19 protein-coding genes are annotated in these 17,338 nt (G+C 54.6%); 14 read left to right on the top strand and 5 right to left on the bottom strand.

Annotation, left to right across the window (positions count from 1 at the left end):
• The first annotated feature begins 401 nt into the window (after positions 1-401).
• From metK to ruvX, 8 genes are all read left to right on the top strand, one after another.
• Positions 402-1,556, top strand: a complete 1,155-nt coding sequence (gene metK, locus KVT28_RS16785; protein ID WP_061720231.1) for a methionine adenosyltransferase — start codon at positions 402-404, stop codon at positions 1,554-1,556.
• A 471-nt stretch (positions 1,557-2,027) separates the two neighbouring features.
• The gene (locus KVT28_RS16780; RefSeq protein WP_101761913.1) at positions 2,028-3,422 is read left to right on the top strand and encodes a sugar porter family MFS transporter; all 1,395 of its coding nucleotides are present in this window, start codon (positions 2,028-2,030) and stop codon (positions 3,420-3,422) included.
• Between the two features lie 82 nt (positions 3,423-3,504).
• Positions 3,505-4,017, top strand: a complete 513-nt coding sequence (locus KVT28_RS16775; RefSeq protein WP_192412064.1) for a SprT family zinc-dependent metalloprotease — start codon at positions 3,505-3,507, stop codon at positions 4,015-4,017.
• An 88-nt stretch (positions 4,018-4,105) separates the two neighbouring features.
• Entirely contained in the window at positions 4,106-4,813 is a 708-nt protein-coding gene (gene endA / locus KVT28_RS16770; protein WP_192236412.1) for a deoxyribonuclease I, read from the top strand.
• Between the two features lie 73 nt (positions 4,814-4,886).
• Positions 4,887-5,618 (top strand): 16S rRNA (uracil(1498)-N(3))-methyltransferase, encoded by a 732-nt coding sequence (rsmE, locus tag KVT28_RS16765; protein WP_008107252.1) that lies wholly within the window; start codon positions 4,887-4,889, stop codon positions 5,616-5,618.
• A 77-nt stretch (positions 5,619-5,695) separates the two neighbouring features.
• Complete coding sequence (gshB, locus tag KVT28_RS16760) at positions 5,696-6,640, top strand: glutathione synthase (protein WP_110868023.1); 945 nt, start codon at positions 5,696-5,698, stop codon at positions 6,638-6,640.
• Positions 6,641-6,722: 82 nt separating this feature from the next.
• On the top strand, positions 6,723-7,286 hold the full coding sequence (locus KVT28_RS16755) for a YqgE/AlgH family protein (protein ID WP_101761908.1): 564 nt from the start codon (positions 6,723-6,725) through the stop codon (positions 7,284-7,286).
• On the top strand, positions 7,286-7,702 hold the full coding sequence (ruvX, locus tag KVT28_RS16750; protein ID WP_101761907.1) for a Holliday junction resolvase RuvX: 417 nt from the start codon (positions 7,286-7,288) through the stop codon (positions 7,700-7,702). Before KVT28_RS16755 ends, ruvX begins: the two co-directional genes overlap by 1 nt.
• Positions 7,703-7,846: 144 nt before the next feature.
• Here ruvX and KVT28_RS16745 read toward each other — a convergent pair whose 3' ends face one another.
• On the bottom strand, positions 7,847-8,839 hold the full coding sequence (locus KVT28_RS16745) for a type IV pilus twitching motility protein PilT (protein ID WP_101761906.1): 993 nt from the start codon (positions 8,837-8,839) through the stop codon (positions 7,847-7,849).
• A 16-nt stretch (positions 8,840-8,855) separates the two neighbouring features.
• On the opposite strand from KVT28_RS16745, the gene KVT28_RS16740 reads away from it, so the two are divergent.
• The 4 genes from KVT28_RS16740 to hemW are packed head-to-tail and all read left to right on the top strand — an operon-like array spanning position 8,856 to position 11,888.
• Entirely contained in the window at positions 8,856-9,563 is a 708-nt protein-coding gene (locus KVT28_RS16740; protein WP_101761905.1) for a YggS family pyridoxal phosphate-dependent enzyme, read from the top strand.
• A gap of 12 nt (positions 9,564-9,575) precedes the next feature.
• Positions 9,576-10,130, top strand: coding sequence for a YggT family protein (locus tag KVT28_RS16735; RefSeq protein WP_008107240.1), 555 nt, complete (start codon positions 9,576-9,578; stop codon positions 10,128-10,130).
• Positions 10,131-10,150: 20 nt separating this feature from the next.
• Entirely contained in the window at positions 10,151-10,744 is a 594-nt protein-coding gene (locus KVT28_RS16730; RefSeq protein WP_110868025.1) for an XTP/dITP diphosphatase, read from the top strand.
• Complete coding sequence (gene hemW / locus KVT28_RS16725; RefSeq protein ID WP_217549379.1) at positions 10,737-11,888, top strand: radical SAM family heme chaperone HemW; 1,152 nt, start codon at positions 10,737-10,739, stop codon at positions 11,886-11,888. Before KVT28_RS16730 ends, hemW begins: the two co-directional genes overlap by 8 nt.
• Positions 11,889-11,928: 40 nt before the next feature.
• On the opposite strand, the gene KVT28_RS16720 is transcribed toward hemW, so the two are convergent.
• The 4 genes from KVT28_RS16720 to trmB form a co-directional block, all read right to left on the bottom strand.
• The gene (locus KVT28_RS16720) at positions 11,929-13,692 is read right to left on the bottom strand and encodes an Ig-like domain-containing protein (protein ID WP_217549377.1); all 1,764 of its coding nucleotides are present in this window, start codon (positions 13,690-13,692) and stop codon (positions 11,929-11,931) included.
• 176 nt (positions 13,693-13,868) lie between these two features.
• On the bottom strand, positions 13,869-14,585 hold the full coding sequence (locus tag KVT28_RS16715; RefSeq protein WP_101761901.1) for a DUF2884 domain-containing protein: 717 nt from the start codon (positions 14,583-14,585) through the stop codon (positions 13,869-13,871).
• A 156-nt stretch (positions 14,586-14,741) separates the two neighbouring features.
• On the bottom strand, positions 14,742-15,068 hold the full coding sequence (locus tag KVT28_RS16710) for a YggL family protein (RefSeq protein WP_008107231.1): 327 nt from the start codon (positions 15,066-15,068) through the stop codon (positions 14,742-14,744).
• On the bottom strand, positions 15,068-15,787 hold the full coding sequence (trmB, locus tag KVT28_RS16705; RefSeq protein WP_101761900.1) for a tRNA (guanosine(46)-N7)-methyltransferase TrmB: 720 nt from the start codon (positions 15,785-15,787) through the stop codon (positions 15,068-15,070). The genes KVT28_RS16710 and trmB overlap by 1 nt, the downstream gene beginning before the upstream one ends.
• 154 nt (positions 15,788-15,941) lie before the next feature.
• Here trmB and mutY point away from each other — a divergent pair, with 154 nt between their 5' ends.
• Together mutY and KVT28_RS16695 are read left to right on the top strand one after the other, a co-directional pair.
• Complete coding sequence (gene mutY, locus KVT28_RS16700; RefSeq protein ID WP_101761899.1) at positions 15,942-17,027, top strand: A/G-specific adenine glycosylase; 1,086 nt, start codon at positions 15,942-15,944, stop codon at positions 17,025-17,027.
• Entirely contained in the window at positions 17,027-17,299 is a 273-nt protein-coding gene (locus tag KVT28_RS16695; RefSeq protein WP_007890330.1) for an oxidative damage protection protein, read from the top strand. The genes mutY and KVT28_RS16695 overlap by 1 nt, the downstream gene beginning before the upstream one ends.
• The last annotated feature ends 39 nt before the right edge of the window (positions 17,300-17,338 follow it).

Raw genomic sequence — 17,338 nt, 5'->3', positions numbered from 1 at the left:
GAGAAACGGCTTGGGTGAAGGTCAGATTAAATGGCATCTGACGGCGCGACGCACGGCGGCGTCATCCTTTGCGGCTGTGGTCGACAGCAGCGGCGTTTTATACAGCCACGCGGGGTAAATTGCAAAATCTTTGTCAGTAACTGCGCGCGGTGTCAGGAAATGATTCCACTTAGGATGTTGCGGAAAATGCGGGATCGGAAAAAGCACTGGAAAAGTGCTCACTGAGTAACCTAGAATAGCCGTCCAGATGGTTTTCCATCTAAACTGATTAACATCCAGGCGGTGTGAGTTAATGCTCTCGCTGCCACTGCTTGCGGCTTTGCCTGAAGGGGCGTCGAGTCGGTCTGATCCCGCTTACGCTATGCAGTCGTATTCAAACCATTTTTAAGGTAAAGAACAGAATGGCTAAACACCTTTTTACATCTGAGTCCGTATCAGAAGGACATCCTGATAAAATCGCTGACCAAATTTCCGATGCCGTGCTGGATGCGATCCTCGAGCAGGATCCGAAAGCGCGCGTGGCCTGCGAAACTTACGTGAAGACCGGTATGGTGCTGGTTGGCGGTGAAATCACCACCAGCGCATGGGTGGATATCGAAGAGATCACCCGTAATACCGTACGTGAAATCGGCTATGTCCATTCCGATATGGGCTTTGATGCGAACTCTTGCGCAGTGCTGAGCGCGATTGGTAAGCAATCTCCAGACATCAATCAGGGCGTTGACCGTACCGATCCGCTGGAACAAGGCGCGGGCGATCAGGGCCTGATGTTCGGCTACGCCAGCAACGAAACCGATGTGCTGATGCCAGCGCCGGTCACCTACGCGCACCGTCTGGTGCAGCGTCAGGCTGAAGTGCGTAAAAGTGGTTCACTGCCGTGGCTGCGTCCGGATGCAAAAAGCCAGATTACCTTCCAGTACGATGACGGCAAAATTGTCGGTATCGATGCAGTTGTACTCTCGACCCAGCATGCTGAAGATGTGACCACCGCCGATCTGCGTGAAGCGGTGATGGAAGAGATCATCAAGCCGGTTCTGCCGACTGAGTGGATCACCGCCAGCACCAAATACCACATCAACCCAACTGGCCGTTTTGTCATCGGTGGTCCAATGGGCGACTGCGGTCTGACCGGTCGTAAAATCATCGTTGATACCTACGGCGGCATGGCGCGTCACGGTGGCGGCGCGTTCTCAGGTAAGGATCCGTCAAAAGTCGACCGTTCTGCCGCTTACGCTGCACGTTATGTGGCGAAAAACATCGTCGCGGCTGGCCTGGCTGACCGTTGTGAAATCCAGGTTTCTTATGCCATCGGCGTGGCTGAGCCAACCTCGATCATGGTTGAAACTTTCGGTACCGAGAAAGTCTCCACCGAGCAGCTGACGCTGCTGGTGCGCGAGTTCTTCGACCTGCGTCCATACGGCCTGATTCAGATGATGGATCTGCTGAAACCGATCTACAAAGAGACCGCAGCATACGGTCACTTTGGTCGTGAGCACTTCCCATGGGAGCAGACTGACAAAGCCGCGCAGCTGCGCGAAGCGGCGGGTTTGAAGTAATAGACTACTCTGCGGGCTGATGCCCTCGCCCGGCCCTCTCCCACGGGAGAGGGCGACACTGCACAATTTGACTTCGAAGCTCGCTTTTGGCGGGCTTTTTTTTATGCCTTTGCATCGTCAGGCACATTTTTCTCCGCCGTCTACACTTCTTTCACCTCGCTTACAACTTAGTGATAACGATTACATTTTGAAATCCTTTATCAATCGGCAATTTAGATATTTTTCAGCGTAGTTATTACTCTGAAAATGCGTTATTTTCAGCGTCGTCTGATAGCCGGTATTTAGTGCGATGTCAGAAACTTAAAGGGTGCTATACCTTACTGGTTACGTAACTATTTCGGGCGGAAAATGCTGGATTGCAGGGTTTCAGCGTGTGTAACCGATTACACTGGTGTGATCTTACTCACTTTTTTCCGCCGACAGGTTTCATAACATTGATAACAACAACGATGGATAAACTTTGGAGGCTTCATGCCTGGTAATAATCACAAGAGCAGAACTTCAAATAAGGTCATGACCTTGTTTGTCTGCTTCTTAGCGGCGCTGGCCGGCTTGCTGTTTGGTCTGGATATCGGTGTTATCGCCGGTGCTCTGCCTTTCATCGCGAAAGATTTTAACGTCACTGCCCACCAGCAAGAGTGGATCGTCAGCTCAATGATGTTTGGTGCTGCAGTCGGTGCGGTGGGCAGCGGCTGGATGTCATCGCGTCTGGGTCGTAAAAAGAGCCTGATGGCCGGTGCGATTCTTTTCGTTATCGGTTCACTGTGGTCTGCGGGTGCAACCAGCCCGGAAATGCTGATCGCCGCGCGTGTGGTGCTTGGCCTGGCCGTGGGTGTTGCCTCTTACACCGCGCCGCTGTATCTCTCGGAAATCGCACCAGAGAAGATTCGCGGCAGTATGATTTCGCTGTATCAGCTGATGATCACCATCGGTATTCTGGCGGCGTATCTCTCCGATACCGCGTTCAGCGACGCTGGCGCATGGCGCTGGATGCTGGGCATCATCACTATTCCTGCGGTACTGCTGCTGATTGGCGTATTCTTCCTGCCCAACAGCCCACGCTGGCTGGCGGCTAAAGGTGACTTCCGCAGTGCTGAGCGCGTGTTATCGCGCCTGCGTGATACCAGCGAACAAGCAAAACGTGAACTGGATGAAATCCGTGAAAGCCTGAAAATTAAACAGTCGGGCTGGCAGCTGTTCCAGAGCAACAGCAACTTCCGCCGCGCAGTGTTCCTTGGCGTGCTGTTGCAGGTGATGCAGCAGTTCACCGGCATGAACGTCATCATGTACTACGCACCGAAGATCTTCGAAATCGCTGGCTTTGCCAACACCACGCAGCAAATGTGGGGCACGGTCATTGTTGGTCTGGTGAACGTGCTGGCGACCTTTATTGCTATCGGTCTGGTGGATCGCTGGGGCCGTAAACCTACGCTGCTGCTGGGCTTCCTGGTGATGGCGCTGGGTATGGGCATTCTCGGCACCATGCTGCACATCGGCATCCATTCTCAAGAAGCGCAATACTTCGCGGTGGCGATGCTGCTGATGTTCATCATTGGTTTTGCGATGTCTGCTGGCCCGCTGATTTGGGTACTGTGTTCCGAGATTCAGCCGCTGAAAGGCCGCGACTTCGGTATCACGGTGTCCACCGCGACCAACTGGATTGCCAACATGATTGTCGGTGCTACCTTCCTGACCATGCTGAATACGCTGGGCAACGCGCCAACCTTCTGGGTTTACGCCGGTCTGAACGTGTTCTTCATTCTGCTGACGCTCGCGCTGATTCCAGAGACCAAAAACGTCTCGCTGGAGCACATCGAGCGCAACCTGATGTCCGGCAAAAAACTGCGCGACATCGGTCAGAAGTAATCCCGATGAGCGAATGCAAGGGCTGCCAATTGGCAGCCCTTTTTATTTGAGATCGTTCCGGCAACCTTTTATGCTGCCCTCCATGAAAACACCGCGCCTTCCCATCGCCTTACAACAAGCCGTTATGCGCTCGCTGCGCCACTATTTACAGCAGGCCAACGAAAAGCTGGAACGCCGCTTTGATGAGCCCTCGCTGGTTTATCAGCAGCGCGGCACCGCTGCAGGCACCGCATGGCTGGAGAAGTGGGAAATCCGCATCAATCCGGTGCTGCTGCTGGAGAATCAGCAGGCATTCGTTGATGAAGTGGTGCCGCACGAACTGGCGCATCTGCTGGTGTGGAAAACCTTTGGCCGCGTGCCGCCGCACGGCAAAGAGTGGAAATGGATGATGGAGAGCGTGCTTGGCGTGCCTGCGCGCCGCACCCACCAGTTTGAAATCGCCTCGGTGCGTAGCAACACCTTCCCCTATCGCTGCCGCTGTCAGCAGCATCAGCTCACCGTACGGCGCCATAATCGTGTGCTGCGTGGAGAAAGCGAATATCGCTGTGTGCACTGCAAATCCCTGCTGCAACCCGGTGAATTTTTATCGAATTAGTTCAGCAACCTAGCCTAATCTCATATCCCGTGCGTCATCATTCTGTTACCCTGCCGCCCTTTTTCAGGACCAGGTTAATTTTTGGAATATGTCTCGCAAAACGTTGCTGTTACTTACCTTGTTAGTTGCCCCACTTAGCGCTTACAGCCTCAGTTTCACTCACTATCATCAAAACAATTTTAGTCAGGCCAAAGCCTATGCCGCGCAGATCAACGCAGATGCGCCCGCCGACTTTTACTGCGGCTGCAAAATCAGCTGGCACGGCAAAAAGGGCGTACCGGATCTAAGCAGTTGCGGCTACAGCGTGCGTAAGAACGCCAATCGCGCCGAACGCATTGAGTGGGAACATGTGATGCCCGCGTGGGAGTTCGGCCATCAGCGTCAGTGCTGGCAAAACGGCGGCCGCAAAAGCTGCAGCAAAGATGCCGATTACCGCCGCATTGAGAGCGATCTGCATAACCTGCAGCCGGCGATTGGTGAAGTGAACGGCGACCGCAATAATTTCCAGTACAGCCAATGGAACGGCGGCGAACAGCAGTACGGTCAATGCAGCATGAAGGTCGATTTTAAGCAGAAACTGGCGCAGCCGCCGGAGCGTGCGCGTGGCGCCATTGCCCGCACTTACTTCTATATGCGCGACCAATATCACCTGCGCCTGTCGCGTCAGCAAACCCAGCTGTTTACCGCGTGGGATAAGCAATATCCGGTGACGAGCTGGGAGTGTGAGCGCGACAATCGCATCGCCAAAGTGCAGGGAAATCACAATTCCTACGTACAGCAGGCTTGCCAGCGCTAAAAGCGCTACCCTACACTAGCTTTTTTCGATTGCGCCGTGTCCGCTGACACGGCATAACGCTGGCAGGAACCGCATGCGTATACCTCGCATTTATCATCCCGAATCTCTCGAAGTTAACAGTGAAGTCTTCCTCGATGAAGATGCCGCTAACCATGTTGGACGCGTGCTGCGCATGACGGCCGGTCAGCAAATTGAGCTGTTTGATGGCAGTAATCTGACTTTTAGCGCCGAAATCACCCAGGCTGATAAAAAGCGTGTAAAAGTAAGGGTCCTTGCCAGCCAGGCTGATGACCGTGAATCCCCGCTGCATTTACATCTCGGTCAGGTGATGTCGCGCGGTGAAAAAATGGAATTCACTATCCAGAAATCGATCGAACTTGGCGTGAATGTGATTACGCCCTTGTTTTCTGAACGCTGCGGCGTAAAGCTGGACGCCGAGCGGCTGGCAAAAAAAATTCAGCAATGGCAGAAAATCGCGATTGCCGCCTGTGAACAGTGCGGCCGTAATCGTGTGCCGGAAATTCGCGAGCCGATGACATTGCAAGCCTGGTGCGCGGAAGCCGAAGACGGTTTGAAGCTCAATTTGCATCCGCGCGCCAGCCACAGCATCAACACGCTGCCGCAGCCGGTAGAGCGCCTGCGCTTGCTGATTGGGCCGGAAGGTGGCTTAACCGCCGATGAAATTGCCATGACCGCGCAGCAGGGTTTTACCGATATTCTGCTTGGACCCCGCGTGTTGCGCACCGAAACCACCGCACTCACCGCCATTACGGCACTTCAGGTGAGGTTTGGTGACCTCGGTTAAGCGATACTTTCGGGTTCGAACGTAACTTCACAGCACAACGCTTTCGGGGTAAATGCTTCCCCATTTAGGAGAGAATAATGATTAAGCTTGGCATCGTTATGGACCCGATTTCGTCCATCAATATTAAAAAAGACACCAGCTTCGCCATGTTGCTGGAAGCACAGCGCCGTGGTTACGAAATTCATTACATGGAGATGGGCGATCTCTCCCTGCGCGGCGGTGTGACTTACGCGCGCACGCGTCTGCTGAGCGTTGAGCAGAACTACGACAACTGGTACACGTTTGGCAGCGAGCAGAATATCCCGCTGGCCGATCTTAACGTGGTGCTGATGCGTAAAGATCCGCCGTTCGACACCGAATTTATCTATGCCACATACCTGCTGGAACGCGCAGAAGAGCAAGGTACGCTGATCGTGAACAAACCGCAGAGCCTGCGCGACTGCAACGAGAAGCTGTATACCGCATGGTTCGCCGACCTGACGCCAGATACGCTGGTCACGCGTAATAAAGAGCAGCTGCGCGCCTTCTGGCAGGAGCATGGCGACGTGATCCTTAAGCCGCTGGACGGCATGGGCGGCGCCTCGATCTTCCGCGTGAAACAGGACGATGCCAACTTCGGCGTGATCACCGAAACCCTGACTAATCACGGCCAGTACTTCTGCATGGCGCAGAACTATCTGCCGGCGATCAAAGACGGCGACAAACGCGTGTTGGTGGTGGATGGCGAACCCGTACCTTACTGCCTGGCGCGCATTCCGCAAGGCGGCGAAACGCGCGGTAATCTGGCAGCCGGTGGCCGTGGTGAAGCGCGTCCGCTGAGCGATAGTGACTGGGAAATTGCGCGTCGCGTTGGCCCAACGCTGAAAGCCAAAGGGCTGATTTTTGTCGGCCTGGATATTATCGGTGATAAACTGACTGAAGTTAACGTGACCAGCCCAACCTGCGTACGTGAAATCGAGGCCGCGTTCCCGATATCGATCACTGGCATGCTGATGGATGCCATTGAGAAACGCCTGGGCTGATGCCGTCGGAGTCTCCACTCCGTGAACACCCAAAACCGGCGCTGCCGCGGCTGCGCCGGTTATTTTTGGTATACGAGTGATAATGAATTTACAGCATCATTTTCTAATTGCGATGCCGTCGCTGCAGGACCCACTGTTCAAACGCTCGGTAGTCTATATCTGCGAGCACAATGAAGATGGCGCCATGGGTTTGATCGTTAATAAGCCAATGGACAACCTGACGGTCGAAGGCATCCTTAAAAAGCTTAAAATTAGCCCATCCGAACGCGATCCTGCCATCAAACTGGACAAGCCAGTGTTTGCCGGTGGTCCGCTGGCGGAAGATCGTGGTTTCATACTGCACTCGGCGCAGCGCATTTACTCCTCGAGCATTCGTATTTCAGACACCACGGTAATCACCACCTCACGTGATGTGCTGGAAGCGATCGGCACCACTTCACAGCCCGATAACGTGCTGGTGGCGCTGGGTTATTGCGCCTGGGAGAAAGGTCAGCTGGAAGAGGAGTTGCTGGAGAATGCCTGGCTCACCTCGCCCGCTAACACCAATATTCTGTTCCAGACGCCCATCGCGGAACGCTGGCGTGAAGCGGCACGCGGATTGGGCGTCGATATTCACAACATTGCCACCGATGCAGGGCACGCCTGATGGCCAGTGAAACTTTACTGGGCTTCGATTTCGGCACCAAAAGCATCGGCGTTGCTGTCGGTCAGCAATTAACGGGCACCGCGCGCGCGTTGACGGCGCTAAAAGCGCAGGATGGCACGCCGGACTGGAAGCTGATCGAAAAGCTGCTGAAAGAGTGGCAGCCCAATTATGTGGTGGTGGGCTTGCCGCTGAATATGGATGGCACCGAACAGGAACTTACTGCGCGCGCACGTAAGTTCGCCAATCGCCTGCATGGTCGTTTTGGCGTACGCGTCGAATTGCAGGACGAGCGCCTGAGCACCGTTGAAGCGCGTGCTGATCTGTTTGAACGCGGCGGCTTTCGCGCGTTGCAGAAAGGCCAGGTTGATTCACAATCCGCAGTGATTATCCTCGAAGATTGGTTTGATACGCATTAAAGCCATCCAGATCTGGCACATGGCGTAGCGGCGCATTTATTGCGCATTGCCAGGGATGAGCAGGGCAGCGGTATAAACATGCGCGATGAATCGCGCCGCTACAATGGGTTGGTTTTCCGCCTTTGAGCGCCTATCTGGCTCTCTTCAAATCATCCCCGCCGCCTGACGCCCCTGCTCGCTCTGCGCAAAGGTTTGCATGCCCGCCTGCGCGCCGGTTTGCAAAACGCCAGGCAACTGATGCATCTTGCCTTCGCGGATCAGGTTCGCCACCGCCGGCGTCGCCACCAACACTTCAAACAAGCCGATGCGCCCGCCCGCTTTTGCCGGCACTAAACGTTGCGCCAGCACCGCTTTCAGGCTGCCCGCTAATTGAGTGCGCACCAGGTTTTTCTCCTCAGCGGGAAAGACATCCACCAGCCGATCAACCGCCTGGGTTGCGCCGCGCGTATGGAGCGTGGCCAGCACCAGATGCCCAGTTTCTGCTGCAGTGAGCGCCAGGCGGATGGTTTCGCTGTCGCGCAGTTCGCCGAGCAGAATCACATCAGGATCTTCACGCAGCGCGGCTTTCAGCCCGTGTTGAAACGAGGCACAGTGCGCACCTACTTCGCGCTGTTGAATCAGCGAGCGCTGGCTGCGATGCACAAACTCAATCGGATCTTCCAGCGTCAGAATGTGCCGCGCCTGCTGACGATTCAGACAATCCACCATCGCCGCCAGCGTGGTGGATTTGCCGCTGCCGGTGGCGCCGGTAATTAAAATCAGCCCCTCTTCCAGCTGTAACAGCTGGCTCACCACCTCGGGCAGATGCAGGCTGCTGAGATCGGGCGCCTGGCTGGCAATCAGCCGCAGCGCCAGCGATAAGCCGTGACGCTGCATAAACAGGTTGGCGCGCAGCCGTATGCCGCTGGCAAGCGTAATAGCGAAGTCAACGTGGCCGTTCTCCTCCAGCTCGGCCTGCTGCGACGCCGTGAGCCACTGCTGCATAAAGGCTTCCAGCCAGCCGCCATCCAGCGCGCTCTGCTGCGGAATCGGCTCCAGCACGCCTTGTCGCCGCCAGTGCGGCAAATGTCCGCTGCAAAGGTGCAGATCGGCGGCGTTATGCTTTACACTAAGGGCCACTATTTCATCCAACTCCATTTAGCTTCTCCTGACTATGACTTCCATTGAGCACAACTTACAGCAAGTGCGTGAGCGTATCGCCGCCGCCGCCGCACGTTGCGGCCGCGCGCCAGAAGAAATTACGCTGCTTGCAGTGAGCAAAACCAAACCTGCGAGCGCGGTCGCAGAAGCCATTGCCGCTGGACAACACGCATTCGGTGAGAATTACGTGCAGGAAGGGGTTGAAAAAGTGGCTGAGCTGGCCGCACATCCTGATTTGCAATGGCACTTTATCGGCCCGCTGCAATCCAATAAAAGCCGTCTGGTGGCGGAAAACTTCGCCTGGTGCCACACCGTGGACCGCCAGCGCATCGCGCAGCGTCTGAACGATCAGCGCCCGGCGTCGTTGCCGCCGCTCAACGTGTTAATTCAGGTAAATATCAGTGACGAGAACAGCAAATCTGGCATCATGCTGGAGGCGTTGCCGGAGCTGGCGCAGCAGATCGCCGCACTGCCGAATTTGCGCTTGCGTGGGCTGATGGCGATTCCGGCGCCAGAGTCAGAATACGCACGGCAACTGGCGGTGTGTCAGCAGATGGCCGCCGCGTTTCAAACCTTAAAACAGGACTATCCTGACGTCGATACGCTTTCTCTGGGAATGAGCGACGATATGGACGCGGCAATCGCCGCGGGCAGCACCATGGTGCGTATTGGCACCGCCGTTTTTGGCGCGCGGGATTATGCGCGACCTTCACAACAATAATTGAGGAACCTCATGTTAACACTGACGTTTTTAGTCAAAACGCTGATCGATTTGTACGTGATGGTGCTGCTGCTGCGCATCTGGATGCAGTGGTCGCGCTGTGACTTCTACAACCCGCTGGCGCAGTTTGTCGTGAAGATCACCCAACCGATTATCAAGCCGCTGCGCCGCGTCATCCCAGCCATTGGCCCGATTGATACCGCATCGCTGCTGCTGGCCTTTGTGCTGACCACGCTGAAATATCCGATCCTGCTGCTGATTCAGGTCGGCGTGTTCTCCGTTGATCCCACCAACCTGCTGGTTGGCCTGCTGTCGCTGGTGAAGTCCGCCGGTTATCTGGTGTTCTGGGTGATCATCATTCGTTCGCTGATGAGCTGGATCAGCCAGGGTCGCGGCCCGGTGGATCAGGTTCTGATGCAGCTGACTGAACCGCTGATGTCACCGATTCGCCGTATTCTGCCGGCGATGGGCGGTATCGATTTCTCTGCCATGATTGTGATTCTGGTGCTGTACGCGCTGAATTTCCTCGGCATGGACCTGTTCCCAGGTCTCTGGTATTTGCTGTAATTCGTCTATCTGGAACTGTTATGCAAAAAGTTGTACTCGCGACCGGAAATCCCGGCAAAGTCCGCGAACTGGCCGATCTGTTAGCGGCCTTCGGACTTGATATCGTGGCGCAAACCGAACTCGGCGTTGAGTCGGCGGAAGAAACCGGCCTGACCTTCATCGAAAACGCCATCCTGAAGGCGCGTCATGCGGCTGAGATTACCGGTTTACCGGCGATTGCCGACGATTCCGGTCTGGCGGTCAATGCGCTGGGCGGCGCGCCGGGGATCTACTCCGCGCGCTATGCGGGTGTTGATGCCAGCGACCAGCAAAATCTGGATAAGCTGCTGGTGGCATTGGAAAACGTGCCGGATGGCAAACGTCAGGCTCAGTTCCACTGCGTGCTGGTTTACCTGCGTCACGCTGCCGATCCCACGCCGCTGGTGTTCCACGGTAGCTGGGCTGGGGAAATCACCCGCGCGGCAGCGGGCGCAGGCGGTTTTGGTTACGATCCCATCTTTTATGTCCCTGAATTGGGTAAAACGGCGGCAGAGCTGAGTAAAGACGAAAAGCGCGCCGTCTCTCACCGTGGTAAAGCATTGACGCTGCTGCTGGAAGCGATGCGCAATGCCTGAGTTTTCACCTACGTTGCCGCCATTAAGCCTGTACATCCATATTCCGTGGTGTGTGCAGAAGTGTCCGTACTGTGATTTCAACTCTCACGCGTTAAAAGGCGAGGTGCCGCACATTGAGTATGTGCAGCACCTGCTCAACGATCTCGAACAGGATTTACCGCTGACTGGCGGCCGTGAAGTGCGCACTATTTTCATCGGCGGCGGCACGCCAAGCCTGTTGAGCAGCAATGCGATGCAGATGCTGATGGACGGCGTGCGTGCGCGTTTGCCGCTGGCGGCCGATGCGGAAATCACCATGGAAGCCAATCCAGGCACCGTTGAAGCCGATCGCTTTAGCGCCTACCAGAAAGCCGGTATTAACCGTATTTCGATTGGCGTGCAGAGTTTCAGTCCACAGAAGCTTGAGCGTTTAGGCCGCATTCACGGGCCGGAAGAAGCCGTGCGCGCCGCCCAGCTGGCTGAAGGATTAGGCCTGCGCAGTTTTAACCTCGACCTGATGCACGGCTTACCGGATCAGTCACTGGAGGAAGCGCTGGATGATCTGCGCCAGGCGATTGCGCTTAATCCGCCGCATCTATCCTGGTATCAGCTGACGATTGAGCCGAACACCTTATTCGGTTCGCGCCCGCCAAAACTGCCGGATGACGATGCGCTGTGGGATATTTTTGAGCAAGGTCATCAACTGCTGAGCGCCGCAGGTTATCAGCAATATGAAACCTCGGCATATGCCAAACCGGGTTATCGCTGCGAGCACAATCTCAACTATTGGCGCTTCGGGGATTACCTCGGGATTGGCTGTGGTGCCCACGGTAAGCTGACGCAAGCCGATGGTCGCATCGTGCGCACGGTGAAAACCCGTCATCCGCGCGGCTTTATGAAAGGCAACTATCTCGATAAGCAGCACGTCGTGGCCGAGAACGACAAGCCGTTCGAGTTCTTTATGAACCGTTTTCGTCTGCTGGAAGCCGCACCGCGCGCCGATTTCCGCCGCTATACCGGCATGGATGAGCAGGTGATTCGCCCGCAAATCGATGCGGCGATAAGTGCAGGATACGTGGAGGAAACCACGGAGAGCTGGCAGATCACTGAGAAAGGCAAACTGTTCCTGAACTCGCTGCTGGAACTGTTCCTGACGGAAGAGTAATGAAAAATGCCCGGCTTATACCGGGCATCTTTTTTGCGTATTAGCCGTAAGTAATTTCAATTTCCTGATTCACTAACAGTGTGTAATGCGCCTGGCTATTGGTTAACAGTGTCCAGTTTTCCCCGCCGATCTGGACTTTATTCTGCGAAGTTAACCAGCCGTCGCTGAATTGCGTGCGATCAAGCGTGATGCGGTCGCCCATGTCGCCATCAATCATCAATTGCTGACTATTGTCGTTGATAAAGAGCCCCTCACCGCCTTCGTTCAGTAACGAGTGCAGATCGAGATTAAGCAGATTATTACCTTTGCCACTTATATCTATTTTCTGCAAACCTTCCACACGTGCACTTAGCGCAGCAAAATCAATTATCTGGTTTTCACCCGAAAAAATAATATTTGCCGCTTTCACCAGATAATGAGACGGATAAGTATTTAACCAGCTCGCGACATCATAAATGTGGCGTTCTCCTGGGATGGGCAAATAGCTCGTCCCATTCCCATCATCTCTTGATTCACTTTCATAATTGGCTTGATATTGGGGTGACGGGATGAATCTCACCGGATAATTTGCAGAGTAGGAACTTTCATTCCCTGCTTCATCTATCGCCTTCACACCAAAATTATTCAGCCCTGCACGCATATCTTGCTGCGGAGTCATTCTCCAGTCACCCTGACTATTTGCATAAGCCGATCCCACCGCCGTACCATCCTGATACAGAATCACCAGGCTGTTAACTTCGGCCTTACCGATAAAATCCAGACGTGCATCGTCGGTATTTTGCCCTGGCAATACCGATTCAATGGGTCCCCTATCATCGAGCACCTGCATAATGAGGGGCTGAATTGTTGTGGTATCAATCAGCAGCGTGACGGTGCTGCTCCATTTACTGACGTTGCCAGCATGATCAATGTTACGTACGCGAAAATTCCATTCACCATCGGAGAGATTTTGCGGAGGAGTCCACAGCCAGGTGCCATCACTGTCTACCGCAACGGTCGCGGTTGTTACCCAACTGCCGTTTTTGCTGGCGTATTGAACGCGTACATATTCATTAGGGTCGCCAGTGCCATACAGCTCAGGGCGGCGATCGTCAGTGGCCCGGATGAGATCAAACTGTCCGCGATACAAACCAACATCATCCTCAAAGTAATTGATGGTGGCGCTATCCGGTTTCTCGGTATCAAGCTGAAATGGCCACTTTAGCGATGGCTGGCTGCGATTATTTGCCCGGTCTTCTGCCACGGCACTCAACTCATATGCACCGTCGTTAGGCAGGTTCACTTCCACCTCCCATTTGCCATGCTGATTAGCGGTTACCGAAGCCAGGGGCGTTTTGCTGTTTTTGTTGTAGATATATACCAGGCTATTTGCTTCTGCCTCGCCGCGCACGACAGGATTTGCGTCGTTGGTGTAACCATGTCGCTTAATGCTATTGCCGTTATGTATTCCACCCGCTGCATAGTCTTCGATTGCAGTAATTTGCGGCTTGTCAGGCGCGATAGTATCAATGTTGTAATTGACCGAAACGATATCACTTTGGTTATTAGCGCGATCAACGGCAACAAAGGTCAGCACATGTTCACCGTCAGGCATGGGTTGAGAAGGCGTCCAGGAAAAACGGCCGCCACTCACTGGCACACTTATTGGGTTTTTACCATTGACCATGATGATGACTGCAACGGTATCTGGCGAATGCGCACTGCCTTCCCATCGCTTCTGCGCATCGTTATACCAGTCGGATTGAATATGCACGGTGTGAGGTGAAGGGGTATTACTGGAAGCAGAGGCGTTAAAAAATAACATAAAAACTCCTTAAAAATAAATGATTTCAATGAGTTGCTAACTCACTTTCATCTTTATTATTTTGGTGTTTTTACGGTTATCAGATTCGTCCCGAATCTAAGGTTCTTAAATGCAGTGCATCTTAAAAGCAAAAAGCCAGCCGGGACTGGGCTGGCTTTGTTAGCTGAAGCAAATCATTAGCTTTTAACGTTCTGCATCAGTCCTTTGCGCTGCTCTTCCAGCACGGTTACGCGGTTGCATACTTCGTGGCCGAAGTTCTGGAAATCCTGCTCCTGCTTATTCCACTCCGCCTGCACCGACTGTTGTAAACCGCCAAGGTTGCCCATAATGGCCTGCAGTGGATTGCTGCCACTCGCCGCCTGGCTGCTGCCCATTTCGTTGAGACTATCCTGCATGATGCCGCCTAGCGTGCTCTGCACCAGCTTCTCGCCTTCCGCGCGCACCTGATCGATAGCCTGATGATGGAACGTCAGTCCGTCTGGACGATGCTCAATAATGCGGTTCATTTGTTGCTTGAGCTGGCCATCCAGTTTGGTGAGACGATTACGCACATTGCTGTTCGCGCCGAGCTTTTCGACAATCACTTTATCCAGCGCCACGCGGCTGCGTTCCAGACGCGAGGTTGCGCCGCTATCGATCCACGGCAAATCGCGACGCAGCGCGGTCTGGTAGTCGATGGCTTTCTGGCGCGCGGCGTTATCAACGTTGACCTTCTGGCCATTAAACTGCACGTCACCCTGCGGAGTGATTTCGAGGTTGCCGTTGGTTCCCACCACCTGCACGCTCTGCGGTTTAATGATCACATCATCCTGTGGCTTGACGCTGCACTCGTATGCAGCCTGAGCCTGAGTTGCCGCCAGCAGCAGCGCGGCGATAAGTGCCTTACGAACCATGAAATCTTCCTTTTTTCGCGCTGAAAGGTCGGGGGTTGAGCGTCGCAGCCATTTTTGTGGCGGCCAGCGCGCAGCATCCGCAGCGTACATAAGTACGTGAGGAATGCGAGCACTGCCCGGTGCAAAAAGGGCAAGTAAGCTAGCCCGATACGATCTTTAGTCCCACCAAACGTCGAAGAGTTCAGTCACCTGCACATCCGTCAGGTTATGAGCTTCCAGCCACTTACGCACCAGCTCGCGGTGCTCGTCGGTGCATTTGCCGGTTTCCTGCAAGCACACCAGACCTTCCCACACCAGATAACCGCTGCCGTCATACGCCAGACCGTTCGGCGCGATCACTTCATTAATGAACTGATCAACAGTGGCGTCGATTTGCTCCTCGGTGGTGCCTTCGGCGAAACGCCAGGCGACGGAGAAGCCTAATTCCTGAAACTCATCAATATGCAGTTTTTTACGCAAACGACGGCTACGCTGTACGGCCATTATTTCACCCTCTCAAACATCAGATCCCATACGCCATGGCCCAGTCGCTGCCCGCGCTGCTCAAACTTGGTTAACGGACGCGTTTCCGGACGCGGCACGTAATTGTTACTTTCCGACTGATTTTTATATCCGTCGATGCTGCTCATCACTTCTAACATGTGTTCGGCGTAGGCTTCCCAGTCGGTCGCCATATGGAATACGCCGCCCAGCTTCAATTTGCGCATCACCAGCTCAGCAAATGGCACCTGTACGATGCGACGTTTGTTATGGCGCGCTTTGTGCCACGGATCCGGGAAGAACAGCTGCACCATGCGCAGCGAGTTATCCGGAATCATCTTCTGCAGCACTTCTACCGCGTCGTGACACATTACGCGCAGGTTCTTCACGCCCGCTTCCTTCGCCGACGCCAGGCAAGCACCCACGCCCGGCGCATGCACTTCCAGGCCAAGGAAATTCTGATGTGGATTGTTCTGCGCCATGGTCACCAGCGAGGCGCCCATGCCGAAACCGATCTCCAGCACTACCGGCGCGTCACGGCCAAACAGCGTCACCAGATCCAGCGGCTCCTGCTGGAACTCCACGCCCATCTCCGGCCATAAATTATCGAGCGCGAGCTGCTGTCCTTTCGTTAAGCGCCCCTGACGGCGCACAAAACTGCGGATACGGCGTAATGGCCGCCCGTTCTCATCAAATTCTGGGGTGATGACGTCATTAATCATGTTGAAGCCTGCTGGTTAGCCTGTTCTGGGAAACGGGCATTATGCAAAGTTAGGAAGCAGAAGCAAGCCTTTGCAATGTTCCGGTTTACACCCTGAGGTCTCTGTGCTGGAATTCCTGCCTGATTGTAGAGTAAACACGGAAAATTTCCTTCTTATGATGCAAGCGCCGACGTTCGCCCAACAAGTGCTGGATTGGTATCAGCGCTTTGGTCGCAAAACCCTGCCGTGGCAGCAGGAGAAAACGCCGTACAAGGTATGGCTCTCTGAAGTGATGCTGCAGCAAACCCAGGTTGCTACCGTCATTCCTTATTTTGAACGCTTTATGGCGCGCTTCCCGACGGTGGCCGATCTGGCAGCGGCACCGCTGGACGAAGTGCTGCATCTGTGGACCGGTCTCGGCTATTACGCGCGCGCGCGCAATCTGCACAAAGCCGCGAAACAGGTGGTGGAGAAGCACGGCGGCGAGTTCCCGCGAAACTTCGACGATGTCGCAGCGCTGCCGGGCATTGGCCGTTCTACCGCGGGCGCGGTGTTATCGCTTTCGCTCGGTCTGCACTTCCCAATTCTGGATGGCAACGTAAAACGCGTGCTGGCGCGCTGCTACGCGGTGGGCGGCTGGCCGGGTAAAAAGGAGGTTGAAAAACGGCTATGGCAGATCAGCGAAGAAGTGACGCCAGCGGCAGGCGTAAGCCAATTCAATCAGGCAATGATGGACCTTGGCGCATTAGTATGTACTCGCTCACGCCCTAAATGCGAAATTTGCCCGCTCAACAGCAGATGCGTAGCTTATGCCAATAACAGCTGGGCGGCGTATCCCGGTAAGAAACCCAAACAGACTTTGCCAGAACGTAGCGGCTGGATGCTGATGATGCAGGATGGCGATGACGTGTGGTTAGAGCAGCGCCCGCCGGTTGGCCTGTGGGGCGGACTGTTCTGCTTCCCGCAGTTTACAAGTGAGCAAGCGCTAACTGACTGGCTAACTGAGCGCGGCATTTATGTTAAACCGCAGCAGCTCACCGCATTCCGCCATACCTTCAGCCATTTCCACTTAGACATTGTGCCTATGTGGCTCGCAAAGCCTTCCGCTGGGTCGCTGATGGATGAAGCGGGCGGTCTCTGGTATAACTTAGCGCAACCACCGTCAGTGGGTTTGGCGGCGCCGGTTGAGCGCTTGCTGCATGAATTGCGCCATCCCCAGCAGCTTACGCGTCGAGCAGACGTGACCGAAGAGGAAGAGTAATGAGCCGCACCATTTTTTGTACTTATCTGCAACGCGACGCTGAAGGTCAGGACTTTCAGCTCTATCCTGGCGAATTGGGTAAGCGCATCTTTAATGAGATCTCCAAAGAGGCCTGGCAGCAGTGGATGTCCAAGCAAACCATGCTGATCAATGAGAAGAAATTGAGCATGATGAACCCGGAAGATCGCAAAGTGCTGGAGAAGGAGATGATCAATTTCCTGTTCGAAGGCAAAGATGTGCACATTGAAGGTTACACCCCGCCAGAAAAATAACCGTTCAGGGCTTCCCTTTGAGGCCCTCTTTTTCGATTC

It is taken from the genome of Pantoea sp. GbtcB22, from assembly GCF_019091025.1.
GTDB lineage: Bacteria > Pseudomonadota > Gammaproteobacteria > Enterobacterales > Enterobacteriaceae > Pantoea > Pantoea leporis.
This window is presented reverse-complemented; position numbering and strand designations above follow the sequence as displayed.